Here is a 277-nt window from a genome sequence, read left to right as displayed (position 1 = left end):
GGGGTCGACTGCAAATTTTTTTTGCACCGTGAAGCAGCCAACCCCGGCTCCCGATTATTTGGTAATCGCTCGCCCCACGAAGAGCGCAAAAGGGGTCAAGTCTGCTCTTGACTCAGCTCCTTTAGCTTTGAGAGACTTAGGCGGAAGTTCAAGAGATAGTCAGGACTGATCATCATGCATTCAAGGCAGAGTCAAAAGGCTCTGCCTTTTTGCATATTTCAAGATGATATCGCCGGTTCTTGCCGATCGCCAAACCTGTTTATTTCCGAAGCAAATC

This window comes from Deltaproteobacteria bacterium, from assembly GCA_011773515.1.
GTDB lineage: Bacteria > Desulfobacterota > Deferrimicrobia > J040 > J040 > WVXK01.
This window is presented reverse-complemented; position numbering follows the sequence as displayed.